The organism is Campylobacter concisus, from assembly GCF_902460595.1.
Taxonomy (GTDB): domain Bacteria; phylum Campylobacterota; class Campylobacteria; order Campylobacterales; family Campylobacteraceae; genus Campylobacter_A; species Campylobacter_A concisus_BL.
In genome coordinates, this window is record NZ_CABPVA010000001.1 from 854,092 (window position 1) to 868,156 (window position 14,065).

A 14,065-nucleotide genomic window follows, 5' to 3' on the forward strand; every position below is an offset into this window, starting at 1 on the left:
ATCTTATAGGCTTCATATAATTTTGATATAGACTGTTTAAATTGTCTATGAAAAAAGTTGATTAGTATTTCACCATCTTTTTGAGTCTTAATAAAAAATGGCTCTAATTTATTTGACAAACTTGACCATAAAGATGCCGGCAAAACAAGCTCATCTCTATCATTTCTCAGTGGATTAGGGGCTTTTATGGGTTCATGAAAATCATTTAAAATAGCTTTTTGAAATTCTACTTCATCTTGTAAATCTTCTGAAAGTATGCCAAATATCTCATTTTCACTAATTCCATATTTACTAAAAACTATAAGACTTAAAATTTTTCTAACAAATATCTCGTTATGATGGTATATCTTTATTAAATTATCAACAAATTCATTTATGGCACCAGATATATCATCTGCGATATCTATGCTTTGTTGTGATCTTATATTTCGCAACTCTTGTGATATTATATAGGCATATAATGGAGAGCAATTTGCATTATAAAATTTATCCTTAACTAAGTTCATTTGTGTTTGTGTTAAAGTACGGTTGTATTTTGCTAAAATGGCCCCAAAAATTTCATCAGCATTATTTCTTAAACTATCTCTATTTAGATCAAGGCTGTTTATAGTACCATATCTGTCAATTAATATATCATAATAGATACTATCCTCTTTAAAATTTTCGTCTTTTAATACAGAAAGAACAACCTTTAAATTTTTACCTAAAACTTGCGGTAACCACTTAAGATCGTCATTGATTTTTATTTGATCAAGAGCATCTATAAATATAATGGTTTCACGTTCCTGATTTTGTTCTAAAATTCTTCTTATCTGCTCATCAAATTCATATTCTTGATCTTCATAAATGTAATTTTGTTCTGTAACCTCATCTATTATACCAACTAGTAAATCTCTTTTATAAAATGAATCTGCACTAGCACCAACGAATCTATAAATAATTTTTGATTGATTGTTTTGTTTTTCTTGGTTGCTTATTGCCATTGCCATAAGTGCAGACTTGCCCATGCCAGAATCAGAGTATATATAAAAAGGAGTTTGTTCTTCACTGTTAATATAGTTGTTAATCATATCCAGCGAGTTCTTTCTGCCAAAAAATATATCAATCTTACTATTTTTAAAATTTTCATGATCTATATTTTTGTTGTCCTGTTTTATATACGATATTCCTTTATCAATATTTTTTACAAGTGCTGTCTTGATATCTTGCACAAATTTTTCTTTATCTATTATTTCATATGCAATACTGCCGTCTTTTTGCTTAACCTCTTTTACTTGATGTGTTATTTGATTGTATTTTGCTACTTTATTTTTAACTTCATTTCTAAAATTTATAACATCTTTTTCATTTATGCCCTTGTCTTTAATATCCCTTATAATGGATATTATATATTGGTTATTATCATCACCTTTTAATATCTCCTCAAATTCACAATGTGTTGCTGATGTAATATACTTTTTATTTTTATCATCGGTCAGATTTTTGCTAGCATTTTGTAATATCTCGCGTAACTCATTCTCCTTGTTTTCCCAAATTTCAAAATCTTCAAATTTACCAGTGCGTGATTTCAATATATACGAGCTTGGAATTTGATTTTCGTCTAAAAAATACCACTCATTAAGCTCTTTAGCTTTGTCTGTATTTTTTAAAATTTCTTCAAATTCCAATTTTTCTATCATATATGGAAGTGGTATCCAGCCATATCTACTCCCCAAAAATATAATAAAATTTGGATGTGGGTATGCTTTGCAGTTTGCAACCTCTGCCAAACACATAGGAAGTGTCTTTTGATCCTTTTGAGCTTCATTATTTATGCCCCACCTTAGATCTATGGCTTGCAAAGTAAAACCTTTAGCTCTACAATACTTCTTTACTTCAGACAATATTTCTTTATGAAGTATATTACGCTCTGTTTTAAAGTCGTTGAAGGTTGATGAGATAAATATACGAAAAGTCTTTTGCATCTCTTTTATCCTATTAAAAAGTTTTTATAAAAAATCATACTATAAATTTATGTAAAAATATTAAAAGATAAAGACATTAAAATTCTATAACTTAATTTCATCTATAATCCCCTTATGAAAAACCAAAATTTGCAAGAGAAAATTTACGCCGTTATCGACCTAAAATCCTTTTACGCCTCGGTTGAGTGCGTAGAGCGTGGGCTTGATCCATTTAAGGCTGATCTGGTCGTGGCTGATGCTAGTCGTGGTAGTGGCGGCATCTGCTTAGCTGTCAGCCCTGCGCTTCGTGTAAAAGGGGTGAAAAACCGCTGCAGACTCTTTGAGATACCAAGAGATATCAAATTTATCATCGCGCCACCTAGGATGCAGTTTTACATCGATTACGCCGCAAGGATCTATGAAATTTATCTAAAATATGTCTCCAAAGAGGACATCTACGTCTATTCGATAGATGAGTGCTTCATAGACCTCACTTCTTACTTGAAATTTTATGCTCTTGGCGCAAAAGAGATGGCAAAGATGATGATGGATGAGATATTAAAAACGACTGGCGTGACGGCGACTTGTGGCATGGGGACAAATTTATACCTCGCAAAGATCGCGCTTGATATATTAGCAAAGCACCAAGATGACGGCATCGCCTATCTTGACGAAGAGCTTTACAAAAAGCAGCTTTGGACGCATCAGCCGCTAAGTGACTTTTGGCGTATCGGTAAGCAAACTAGGCTAAAGCTCGAAAAATGCGGCATCTTTTGCATGAAAGATATCGCAAATGCACCAAAAAGTCTGCTTGAAAAAATTTTTGGCGTCGATGCCTACATCACGATAGATCACGCAAACGGCATAGAGCCAACAACGATAGCCGATATAAAGGCCTATAAACCAAGCACGAAGTCCTACTTTAGCTCGGAAATTTTACCAAGAGACTACGAGCGCTGCGAGGCGGTGATCGTGCTAAAAGAGATGGCTGACAGGCTCGCTCTTAGGCTCATAAACAAAGATGTAAGAGCAAGTGGGCTAACGATAAATGTGAGATTTGCCGATAAGCTCGAGCCGCAGCAACGTGCGAGCGTGAGGTTTAAAACGCCAACAAACATCTCAAGCGTGCTGATGAGTGCGGCTGAGGAGCTGCTTTTAAACAAGATAAAAAATGCTGGGCTAATCAGGCAAATAGGCATATCTGCAAACGATGTGGTGAAAGAAAATTTGGTTGAGTTTAGCCTATTTGAAGATGACGCCAAAGAAAAAGCGGTGCTAAAGTCGCTAAATTTGATAAAAGAGAAATTTGGTAAAAACTCGATCCTGCGCGCGATCGACCTGCTGCCAGAGGCGACTGGGCAAGATAGAAACAATAAGATCGGAGGGCACAAGAGTGGTGAGTAAAGATAGGGCGAAAATTTTTAGCTCGTTTAATCCTCTTTCTACCTTAGAGCGAGCCTTGCGTCAAAAAGAGCGAGAAAAATGCGAAAAACTAGAGCTTGATGAGAGCAAGATCGATGAAATTTTAAAAAAATTAAGCGAGATAAAAATAGCTGACGAAGTGCGTGTGAGCTACCACGACGGCTTTACTTACGTAAAAACTGGCGGCCTAGTCTCAGATGTAAATTTCAAAGATAAAATCCTCATGATCGTAAAAACTAAGATCAAATTTAAAGATATAAATGAGGTGGAGATAGTTAGAAGATGGGCGATTGCTCGCCCTTTTAGTTAGTTTTACGTTATCTAAAGCCTTTTATATGGCTCTAGTTATATCTTTGAGATTTTAACTGATTCAAATAGTAGCATCCCCATTCATATCCGCTATCGCAAACTTTTTCAAATAGTTTTGTTGCTTCTGAAACGCTTTTTATACCACATGTTCCATGTTTATATGCGATCCCTAATTTAACGCAACCTGCCATATTGCCTCCATTGCAGGCTTTTTCATATAGGCGCATAGCCTCTAGAGTATCTTTTTTTATCCCTTTGCCATGTTCAAATTCATCTGCTAAAACGACGCATCCACTCATTTCACCTTTTTCGCAAGCTTTCTTAAAAAGATCTATCGCTTTTTTGATATCCTTTTCTACACCCTTGCCATACATATAAGCAAAACCAACATCAACACAGCCACTCATATTTCCACCATCACAAGCTTTTTGATATAGCTCATCTGCCTTTTTATAGTCTTTTTGTTCATTTTTATCACTATAATAGTTCATCCCCAAAACAATACAAGCCCCTAAATCCCCATATTGGCATTTTGCTTCATTTTTTTCTAGTGGCGACATATCGGTAAGTTTGTCTGCTTTTATTTTTATATTGATTTGTTCATTATCTGATACGGTGACGTTTTGCTCACCGCATATTTTATGTGTTGTGCTTTTCCCATCTGGAAAGCATACTTTTATCTCATGATTGCCATTTTCGGCTAAAATGGACGCTGGCTCTTTTAAAGATGTCACTCCTCTTTTTTCGTTATCTACATAGATAGTGCCACCATCTTTTAAGTTCATAAAAAGCAATTTTTTTGTGTAGCCATCTACTAGTATTGTAGCTTTTGCATATAAGAAATTTAAAGAAAAAGCGACAAAAACTACTATTTTAAAAAGATCTTTCATAACTAGTTCCATGTTTGAAATTTATTTACTAAGCGAAAAATAATATAAGAATTATTCTTACTGAATACTTAAATTGTATAAGTATATGTTTTATTTTTATCTCTCTTTATAGATCACTTGATAACACAAATTTTAAACTCTATTGTAAATACATATGCACTCTCTCTTTTTGTTAGTAAATTTTATGATTTTAGTGAAAATGACCATGCTCTACTTAAAAAGGTATTCGATAAAAAAGAGATAAGCAGACTGAAAAATTTATGGATGAAGTTAGTAGGGTTTGTGGTAAATAGGAAGGTCTAATGGTAGATAAAGAGCTCTGGCAGGTTTTATAAGATGTAAATTTACTCATGGGAGAGCTTCCCATGAGTGTTTAGTTGCTAAAATATTGATTAAGTATATCTAGTGCTTTTTTGTCGCCTAGTTTATAGTATGCTTTATTTAGCGCGTCTTTTGCCTCTTGTTTTGCATTGGTATAATTGCCATATTTGCATAATATTTCGCCTAAATTTGTGCATCCTCTAGCATAGTTGTAGTCATAACAAGATTTTTTAAAGTAAGAGTATGCGTTTTGCATATTTTTTTCAAAGCCAGCGCCATCTCTATAATTTACACCAAGATAGCTACAACTCTACCACTAATTATATTTCAAAGTAGGTATTTTAAACTAGTAAATAATAGTCATCAAGCCCCTTTAATGCCTCTTTTTTAGCCTTCAAGGACACTCCTTTTGCATATGTGTCGGTTGCTAGGTCTGTGCTATGACCCAAAAGAACGGAAGTAAGATCTGCTAGAGAATTTTCCAAACAATAGTCTTTAATGGCTTTTGCGAAATTGCCACGTAGTCTGTGAAAACTAACATTTGCACTTGGGATAGATTTGTGGATATGTCTATTTAGGCGCTTTCCAAAATAATCACTACTCTCTTTTCCTTTCTTGATTTGCTCTAGCCACTTCAAATCAGCCAAATGCTCAATATTCTTATGTAGTGGAATTTGCCTATATTTGCTAACGCCTCCTTTTTGCTTGACTGTCTTAACATTTATAAATTTTATGCCATCTTCTTCGCCTACACTTTTGCTATCAAGTTGCCAAATTTCATTAAGCCTTAGCCCAGTATGAAGAGCAAACATCATATAGTTTCGTAGATCAAGCCTTTTTGTAGCAAAAACTATTTTTAATTCATCTAGGCTAAAGTTGTCTTTTGGCGACTTCTCATCGGCTGGAATTTTAAAGGATGTAAGCATTTTAAATGGATTGGTCGTGAGCTTGCCCATCTTTACGGCATAGTCAAAGAGCCTTTTTGAGTAAGATGTGTAGTTGTTGATGGTCTTTTTGTTGAGTTTTTTGCTTGCTAGAGTTGTTTGAAAATTTTCAGCATCGCTGTAGCTAAACTCTTTACCTTGATGATCTTTAAAAAACTCATCCAAGAGCTTGCCAGTTTTAACATAATAGCCCTTGGTCTTATCGCTGGATTTTAGCTTTAAACACTCTGTTTGCACATATCTTTTAGCTACTGCTTCAAAAGATAGCGGTGTGGCTTCTTTTGGACTTAAAGATACATCCAATAATGTTTTGAGCTCTTTTTCAAGCTTTTCTTCCGGCGCTATTAGATTATAAAATTTAGCTATCACCTCTTTTGAGAGCTCTTTATATTCGCTAACGTCTAAAAATAGGCCATTTTGTTTAATGCACCGCTCATTTTGCCTTTTAATGTTTATTAAGGCTCTTAGACTTTTAGAGTTCGCGTGTGTCGTGGTTATCTTTTTAGCAAGAGCTTCGTTGGCTGCGGCTTTTATAGAATTTGCCAGTCTTACTGCCTCATCTATATCTTTTGTGAAAAGGCAAAATTTAACAGTTAGCTTTTTGTCATCTTTAAGAGCAGTATCAAAAAAGTAAAAATTTGGTCTGTTGGGAACCTTTGTGATCAATCTAGAGCTCATAGAATGATCCAAATAGTTTCTGTAACAAAAGTGCAAATTTTCTGTAACAAAGCTGATTTGTCTGAAATTTAGGACAAAAATATCTGCTAATAAACGTAGCTAAAACGCCTAAATTTAGGGAAGTTGTAAAGAAAAATATTGTGTTGGTGGCGGACAGAGAGGGATTTGAACCCTCGAGCCCCGATTAAGAGCTGCACCCTTAGCAGGGGTGTGGTTTCAGCCGCTCACCCATCTGTCCAAGTATTAGAAAAGTGGATTATATTTAAATACTCCTGATAGAGTGCTTAAAATTAAGTCAAAATACACTTTTGCTAAATTTTAATGATTTATAGGTGCAAAAAGCACCTATAAATTTATGCTTTTAGTTTTAGTCTGTCGCCAGCGTAGTAAGCGATCTTCCAAACAGTAGTTTGTTTTAGGTCTTTTTCGCCATAACCTCTTGCAGCAACTCTGTCATTGTAGATTTTTTCGATCACATCTGACTCGCCAACTAATAAAGCCTTTGTAGAGCACATCGCAGCACAAACTGGCACTTTGCCCTCAGAAATTCTATCTTGTCCATATACTTCGCGCTCTTCTTCGCTATTAGTTGGTAGCGGACCGCCTGCGCACATAGTGCATTTATCCATTACGCCTCTTGCGCCAAAAGCACCATCCTTAGGGAATTGTGGTGCACCAAATGGGCAAGCATACAAGCAGTATCCACAACCTATGCAGATATCTTTATCGTGAAGCACGATGCCATCAGCTCTGATGTAGAAACAATCAACTGGGCAAACAAGCGAACAAGGTGCATCTTCGCAGTGCATACATGCGATTGATGTTGAAATTTCTTTACCTGGCACACCTTCATTTAGTGTGACGACGCGGCGTCTTCTAACACCGATAGGCAACTCATGAGCTTCATCACATGCTACTGCGCAACCGTTGCAATCAATGCATCTATCTGTGTCGCAGTAAAATTTAAGTCTATTGTTATCGTTAAATGCGCTCATATTATGCCCTTTCTATGCGGCAAAGACCGCCTTTTGTTTCTGGAATTTGAGTGACTATGTCATATCCGTAGTTTGTTACGGTATTTGCACTCTCACCAACCGCAAATGGCAAAGTTCCTTCTGGGAAATTTCCAGTCATATCAACACCTTGCATATATCCAGCCCAGTGGAATGGTAAGAAGATCATATTAGGCTTGACTGATGGCACTATCCTTGCACGAACCTTGATCTTGGTACCCTCAGGTGAATGAACCCAAACAAAATCCCAATTTTTAATGCCATGTTTAGCTGCTAGCTCTGGGTGGATGTCAGCAAACATCTCAGGCGTAATGCGTGATAGATACTTACTAGCACGCGTCTCCATACCAGCACCACTGAAATTTACAAGACGAGCTGTAATAAGGTTGATAGGGAATTCTTTTGAGAAGTCCTTACTTTGTTGCAAGCTTTCAAATTTAGTATCAACGCGGTATTGTTTTGCTTTATCTTTAAAGCTTGGATACTTCTTGACTAGATCTGGTCTTGGTGAGTGGATCGGCTCTCTGTGTTGAGGGATCTGATCGGCAAATGTCCAAACGATAGTTCTAGCACGTGCATTGCCATACGGAGCGATGTTTTTCTCCAAGCATTTTGTTGCTATGATATTACTATCATCAGTTGACCAGCTGGCTCCGATCCTTGCTTTTTCATCATCAGTTAGTGTGATGCCTAAAATTTTCTCGATATTGTCTTTTTTGATCTCAGGATATCCGCCATTTATAGATGAACCAACTGGCGCTGAGCCCTCAGCTGCTAGCTGACTAACACCGTTGTGCTCTAAACCAAAGCGGTTTCTAAAGCCCATTCCGCCTTCGCGAACTGATTTATGTGTATCATAAAGTATTGGGCTACCTGGGTGATTTTCTGTCCAGCATGGCCATGGAAGTCCGTAGTATTCGCCCTCAACAGGAGTGCCAGGCTTGCCAAGAGATGTTACTTCATCAAATTTATCCCAGTTCTCTTGGTGGCGTTTTAAGCGCTCAGGTGTCCAGCCAGTCATACCGATAGTTTTTATAATATTTGCTATCTCGTGAGTAGCAGCTTCTGGCCACTCTATCTTGCCGTCAGCATCCCTTATAGTGCGAGTTAGCTCGTCATAAAAGCCTATGCGTTTAGCTAGTTCAAATAACAATTCATGATCAGGTATGCTCTCATAAAGTGGTTTGCATACTTGGCTTCTCCATTGACCACTTCTGTTTGTAGCTACGACTGTACCGCTAGTTTCATACTGAGTTGAAGCAGGTATGATATATACATTATCTTTTTTATTTGTTATAACGGCAGCGTCATTTACAAACGGATCTACACAAACAAGTAACTCAAGTGCATCAAGACCCTCTTGAACCTTTGCTTGCTGTGCAGTAGATGTGATACCATTTCCTATAACCACAAGAGCTTTTAGGCTATCTCCTGCATTATCGATCGCATCATTGCCATCTTTACCATTGAGCGTACCAGCCCACCAGCGTGCAAGTGAAAATCCTGGCTTAAACATCCACTCAGGCTTGATAAAATTCTTTTGCAGCCACTCGAAATCAACCTTCCACATTTTTGCAAAATATTTCCAGCTTCCTTCATTTTTAGGGTAATAACCAGGTAGGTTATCTGGTAAATTTGCCATATCAGTTGCACCTTGAACGTTATCGTGGCCTCTTAGGATGTTACATCCGCCACCACTTACGCCCATGTTGCCAAGCACTAGTTGCAAGATCGGAGCTATACGAGTGTTTGAGCTACCTATTGTGTGCTGAGTTAGACCCATCGCCCAAACGACTGAGCCAGGGCGGTTTTTAGCATAGACTTCTGTGATCTCTTTAAGAGTTGCAGCGCTCACTCCAGTCACATCTTCAACGACTTCTGGTGTCCATTTTGCAGCCTCTTCACGAATCAGATCCATACCATAAACACGGTCATCAATAAATTTCTTATCCTCCCAGCCATTTTCAAAGATGAGATTCATCATGCCATATACAAAAGGTATATCCGTTCCTGGGCGAATTTGTGCGAAATAATCAGCCTTTGCAGCTGTTCTTGTATATCTTGGATCGATTACTATTAGCTTAGCACCCTTTTCTTTTGCTTTTAAAAAGTGTCTAAAGCCAACTGGGTGATTGACCGCTGGGTTTGATCCGATTATAAAAATAGACTTCGCGTTTTGGATATCTCCAAGGTGATTTGTCATAGCTCCATAACCCCAAGTATTCGCCACACCGGCGACTGTAGAGCTGTGTCAAAGACGTGCTTGGTGATCTAGGTTGTTTGTCCCAAACATCGCAACGAATTTGCTTATATAGTAGCTTTGCTCGTTGCAGTCTTTTGCTGATCCTAAAAACATTACTTGCTCTGGATTTTTCTCGCGGTAAGCTTTTAGTTTTGCGCCGATCTCGTCAAGTGCTTGCGTCATAGAGATGCGTTGCCACTTGCCACCAACTTTTTTCATTGGATATTTTACACGGCAGTGTGAGCGCACCATATCGATAACGTCTGCACCTTTACAGCAGTGACCACCAGCACTTACTGGGTGATCTTGTGCTACTTCTTGACGTACCCATACACCATTTTCTACCTCTGCTAGCACTCCGCATCCTACAGAGCAAACTGTGCAGACAGTTTTTACTATTTTTGAGTCTGGAAATGGGTTTGCCATCTCTTGAGCTGTTGCTTCTCTTGTGACATTGCTTGCTGCAAAGCCGGCCGCTCCACAAGTACTTGCTAATGCAGCCATTTTTAAAAACGATCTACGGCCGATGTTGTTTGGCGTAGCGTTTAATCTAGCTTCAGACATTTTCATCCTTTCTTAAATTTCTATCAAATTTTATTTTGCTTGTTTGTAGTAAAGTTCCCAGTATTTGCTTCTTTTGTAAAGCACTTCGGTCTTTTTACTCTTTCCTGATTTTAAATTTTCATTAGCATTTGCTGCTACAGCACCGCTTGCTGCTACAGCGCCAACTAGACCGACTTTTTTTAGAAATTCGCGTCTATTTTGCATATGTACCCTCCGTTCTTAGTTTTCTTATCCTGTTTTTTTCTCTTCTTATGCTTTCAGATCTTGAAAGACCATCGCTCTTTTTGTGGTCTATCTTGACTGGTTTTGGTGAGTTTAGTGCCACGCGCTCAAACGCGATAAATTCGTTTAGTAAAACGGCCACATCCTTGTAAATTTCACTATTTTTATGCTCATATAAATTCTCTATAAACTCATCAATGTTTGGATTTATAATATTTTTAAAAAGCTCTTCCTCGCACTCGTCAAATTTACCGATAAACTCGTTCATAAGCGTAAAGACAAAGCCCACGTTATCTTCATTCTCTTTAAATTTACTCTCATCTCTTCTGATGTTTGTCTTAGCTAAAATTTTACGCACATTAGCGCAAGCATGACCCACTTCATATCCCTCATCGTAAAAAGAGAGCGAGTTTCGAAGCGGACTTGGCGGAGTGTGAAAAATGTCATCAAATTCGGTGATCAAATTCTCTGGATTTTTTTCATTAAATTTACTTTTTATATTAGTAGCAGCTTGCGAGACTTCATCGTTTAGGCTATATTCTTTGATAAGATCAAGCATTTTACTAAGACCATCAAATCTCTTTTCATCTTCACTAAATACGAAGAATTTAGAGAAAGTAGCGTAGTAAAGTTTTCTGCCAGCTGCAAATTCCTCTTTTGTGCTCACCTTTTTCCTTAAATAGTTTTTTAACGACACCGAAACTATACAATTAATTGCCTTATTAATGTGGCTTAAAATAAAATAAATTAGAAAAGTTAAAAAAAGCTTAAATATGCCTTGATTGCATATTTAAAAATGCTATTTTTAGGGAGTTATATAAGATATGATTTTTTAGCATGATTATTAAAATTTAGCTCTTTTTTGATATCCATTTTTATTTTTGGGCTAAATTTAAAAAGTGGAAGTAAATTTTACTCTAAAGCTAGCATCGAGCCATCTTCAAATTTTAAAAATACTCGCTCGCCGATCTTTGTAATTTCATCATCGTGGCTAAAAATTTTGATCAAAAAGTCGCCAACTTTGACCTTCAAAAGCTTTTCATTGCCCATGTAGAGCGAGGCCGAGTGCAAAATCCCTGAAATTTGACCCTCTCCACCTGTTTTAGAAATTTTTATCTTGCTTGGGTTGATCGTGATCTTGCTTTTACCTTTAAAATTTGAAGGTAAATTTAGCTTCAAATCATCGCCAAAGCTTAGCACGCCACCTTCTATCTCAAAGATATTTTTGTATTCAAACTCGCAGACTCTGCCTTTGTGCAAAAACACGCACTCGTTTGCTAGCATACTAAGCCACTTCTCGTCGTGACTAGCGATGACAAAGCCGCAGCCATATTTCTCGTGCATTAAATTTATAGCCTTGCTAAAGAGCTTTGAAGTGGCGATATCAACGCTATTTGTCGGCTCATCAAGCAGATAAAATGGCGCTCTTAAAGAAAGTGCCAAAGCAAATGCGATGCGCTGCGTCTGCCCTGAGCTTAGCTCAAAGTGGCGCTTGTTTAAAAACTTCTCATCAAGTCCTACAAGTGTCAGAGCTTCGCTAGTTCGCTCCTCAAATTTGCTTAGTAAATTTCTACTTTTTAAGATGGCTTTGAAATTTTCTCTCACACTTCTTTTTAAAAGGGCTGGCTCAGGCAGTAAAACTGAAATTTTACGCAACATTTCAAGGCTTGGTTTGCTCTCTCCCCAGAGTGAAATTTCGCCGCTATTTGGGCTTTGTAGGCGTGAGAGCACTCGTATGAGCGTGCTTTTGCCGCTGCCGTTGCTGCCCATTAGAGCAGTTATTTTTTTAGTATTTATATCAAGGCTTGGGATATTTAGGATCTCGCTTTTGCCATAGCTTAGGTGTAAATTTCTTATCTTTATCAAAATTTGCTCCTATTTGTCTAGTTTTCTTAGCGCAAAGATCGCCAAATTTACTAAAAATGCAATAAATATCAAAACCATCGCGAGCGCTATACCCATGGCAAATTCACCCTTGTTTGTTTCAAGCGAAACGGCTGTGGTGATCGTTCTGGTAAAGTACTTGATGTTGCCGCCTATCATCATCGCAACGCCCACTTCAGCGACGATCCTGCCGTAAGCAGTGGCGATGACGACCATGAGGGCGTAGCGTAGCTCGTAAAGCACGCAGCAAACTAGCTTTGCTGGCGCGAGGCGTAAATTTAGGATAGTTAGATAGTGCTTTTTCTCCATATTTTCAACCACGCTTGCAGTAAGCGAGATGATGATAGGAAGGGCTAGCACAAACTGGCCTAGCATGACCGCTTTTAGCGTAAAGAGTAAATTTAGGCTGCCAAGCGGGCCATTTCTCGTGATAAATGCGTATAAAATAAGACCGATCGCAACCGTTGGCATGGCAAGAGCTGTGTCACTTAGAAGGCGTAAAATTTTGCGACCTTTAAAGTCATAAAAGCCAAGTATAAAACCAAGTGGGAAGCCCACAATAACAGCAAAAAGTATCGACACGCTTGATGTGTAAAGGGTAGCCTTGATGGCTGAATATGTTTCAAGATTGCCGTTTAAAAGTAGATTAAAGGCTTCTGTAAAGCCATTAAGTAAAAAATCCAAATATTATTCCTATTTTTTTATTCATATTATTTTAATATGCTATAATACCACATTTTCTAAAAAGGAGAAAAATGAAAAAGATTATTTTAGGCTCACTAGCAGCCGCAGTTTTGGCGTTTGGCGCTGACAATGAACTAATCATGGCGACTACAACAAGTACAGATAACACTGGCTTGCTTGACGCGATCTATCCAGTTTATAAGGCTAAAACAGGTGTTGATATAAAATGGACAGCTGTTGGTACAGGTGCAGCTCTAAAGCTTGGCGAAGACTGCAACGCTGACGTACTTTTCGTTCACTCACCAAAAGTTGAGAAAGAATTTGTAGAAAAAGGCTTTGGCTTAAAAAGAAATGCCGTAATGTACAATGACTTTGTCGTTATCGCTGATAAATCAATCGCTGATAAATTTAAAGGTAAAGATATCAAACAAAGCTTTGAGCTTATCAAAAAAGATGGTATCAAATTCTTCTCACGTGGCGACAAATCAGGCACAGACAATAAAGAAAAAGGCATCTGGAAAAAGATCGCTGGCGAAGTCCCTGAAAAAGATAGCTGGTATATGCAAACAGGTCAAGGCATGCTAGCTACGATAAATGCTGCTGCTGAGCAAAAAGGCGTTACATTTACTGACCGCGGTACTTACATTAAATATGAAGCAAACCAAAAAGGTCATCCTGAGATGGTTATCATCAACGAGGGCGACAACGATCTTAAAAACTTCTACTCTCTAATCGCAGTAAATCCAAAACACTGCCCTAAAACTGACATCGAAAATGCAGAGAAATTTATAAAATGGGCAACAAGTGAAGAGGGTCAGAAATTTATAGGCGACTTCAAGCTTCTTGATAAGCCACTTTTCACTCCAGACGCAAACACACGCAAGAACTAATACAACGGGCGAGCAATCGCCCATTTTTTATAAATTTTCATAATCTTTAAATTTATTTT

General features: G+C 37.6%; 12 protein-coding genes and 1 tRNA gene. 3 read left to right on the forward strand and 10 right to left on the reverse strand.

Features of this window, described 5'->3' with window-relative positions:
* A partial coding sequence (locus tag F3G86_RS04120) for a DUF4062 domain-containing protein (RefSeq protein WP_149723160.1) occupies nucleotides 1–1,964 on the reverse strand: 1,964 nt, incomplete at its 3' end.
* A 114-nt stretch (nucleotides 1,965–2,078) separates the two neighbouring features.
* Here F3G86_RS04120 and F3G86_RS04125 point away from each other — a divergent pair.
* Complete coding sequence (locus F3G86_RS04125; RefSeq protein WP_149723068.1) at nucleotides 2,079–3,347, forward strand: Y-family DNA polymerase; 1,269 nt, start codon at nucleotides 2,079–2,081, stop codon at nucleotides 3,345–3,347.
* Nucleotides 3,337–3,675 carry a YolD-like family protein gene (locus F3G86_RS04130; protein ID WP_223228541.1) on the forward strand — a complete coding sequence of 113 codons (339 nt, stop codon included), beginning with the start codon at nucleotides 3,337–3,339 and terminating at the stop codon, nucleotides 3,673–3,675. Before F3G86_RS04125 ends, F3G86_RS04130 begins: the two co-directional genes overlap by 11 nt.
* Nucleotides 3,676–3,706: 31 nt before the next feature.
* Here F3G86_RS04130 and F3G86_RS04135 read toward each other — a convergent pair whose 3' ends face one another.
* From F3G86_RS04135 to tupB, 9 genes are all read right to left on the reverse strand, one after another.
* Entirely contained in the window at nucleotides 3,707–4,564 is an 858-nt protein-coding gene (locus F3G86_RS04135; RefSeq protein ID WP_188116414.1) for a tetratricopeptide repeat protein, read from the reverse strand.
* A gap of 662 nt (nucleotides 4,565–5,226) precedes the next feature.
* Nucleotides 5,227–6,507: a tyrosine-type recombinase/integrase gene (locus tag F3G86_RS04140; RefSeq protein WP_188116415.1), complete on the reverse strand. Its 1,281-nt coding sequence runs from the start codon at nucleotides 6,505–6,507 to the stop codon at nucleotides 5,227–5,229.
* Between the two features lie 147 nt (nucleotides 6,508–6,654).
* Nucleotides 6,655–6,745, reverse strand: a tRNA-Ser gene (locus tag F3G86_RS04145).
* Nucleotides 6,746–6,860: 115 nt separating this feature from the next.
* The gene (gene fdh3B, locus F3G86_RS04150) at nucleotides 6,861–7,502 is read right to left on the reverse strand and encodes a formate dehydrogenase FDH3 subunit beta (protein ID WP_103636027.1); all 642 of its coding nucleotides are present in this window, start codon (nucleotides 7,500–7,502) and stop codon (nucleotides 6,861–6,863) included.
* Between the two features lies 1 nt (nucleotide 7,503).
* On the reverse strand, nucleotides 7,504–10,326 hold the full coding sequence (locus F3G86_RS04155) for a formate dehydrogenase subunit alpha (protein WP_149723070.1): 2,823 nt from the start codon (nucleotides 10,324–10,326) through the stop codon (nucleotides 7,504–7,506).
* Nucleotides 10,327–10,356: 30 nt separating this feature from the next.
* Nucleotides 10,357–10,530 (reverse strand): twin-arginine translocation signal domain-containing protein, encoded by a 174-nt coding sequence (locus F3G86_RS04160; RefSeq protein WP_021085020.1) that lies wholly within the window; start codon nucleotides 10,528–10,530, stop codon nucleotides 10,357–10,359.
* The gene (locus F3G86_RS04165) at nucleotides 10,520–11,215 is read right to left on the reverse strand and encodes a TorD/DmsD family molecular chaperone (protein WP_103566866.1); all 696 of its coding nucleotides are present in this window, start codon (nucleotides 11,213–11,215) and stop codon (nucleotides 10,520–10,522) included. The genes F3G86_RS04160 and F3G86_RS04165 overlap by 11 nt, the downstream gene beginning before the upstream one ends.
* A 245-nt stretch (nucleotides 11,216–11,460) precedes the next feature.
* A complete protein-coding gene (tupC, locus tag F3G86_RS04170; RefSeq protein WP_149723071.1) occupies nucleotides 11,461–12,414 on the reverse strand; it encodes a tungstate ABC transporter ATP-binding protein TupC in 954 nt (317 codons plus the stop codon).
* 9 nt (nucleotides 12,415–12,423) lie between these two features.
* Entirely contained in the window at nucleotides 12,424–13,116 is a 693-nt protein-coding gene (gene tupB, locus F3G86_RS04175) for a tungstate ABC transporter permease TupB (protein WP_103642980.1), read from the reverse strand.
* A 71-nt stretch (nucleotides 13,117–13,187) separates the two neighbouring features.
* Here tupB and tupA point away from each other — a divergent pair, with 71 nt between their 5' ends.
* Nucleotides 13,188–14,006, forward strand: a complete 819-nt coding sequence (gene tupA, locus F3G86_RS04180) for a tungstate ABC transporter substrate-binding protein TupA (protein ID WP_103558927.1) — start codon at nucleotides 13,188–13,190, stop codon at nucleotides 14,004–14,006.
* Nucleotides 14,007–14,065: the final 59 nt, after the last annotated feature.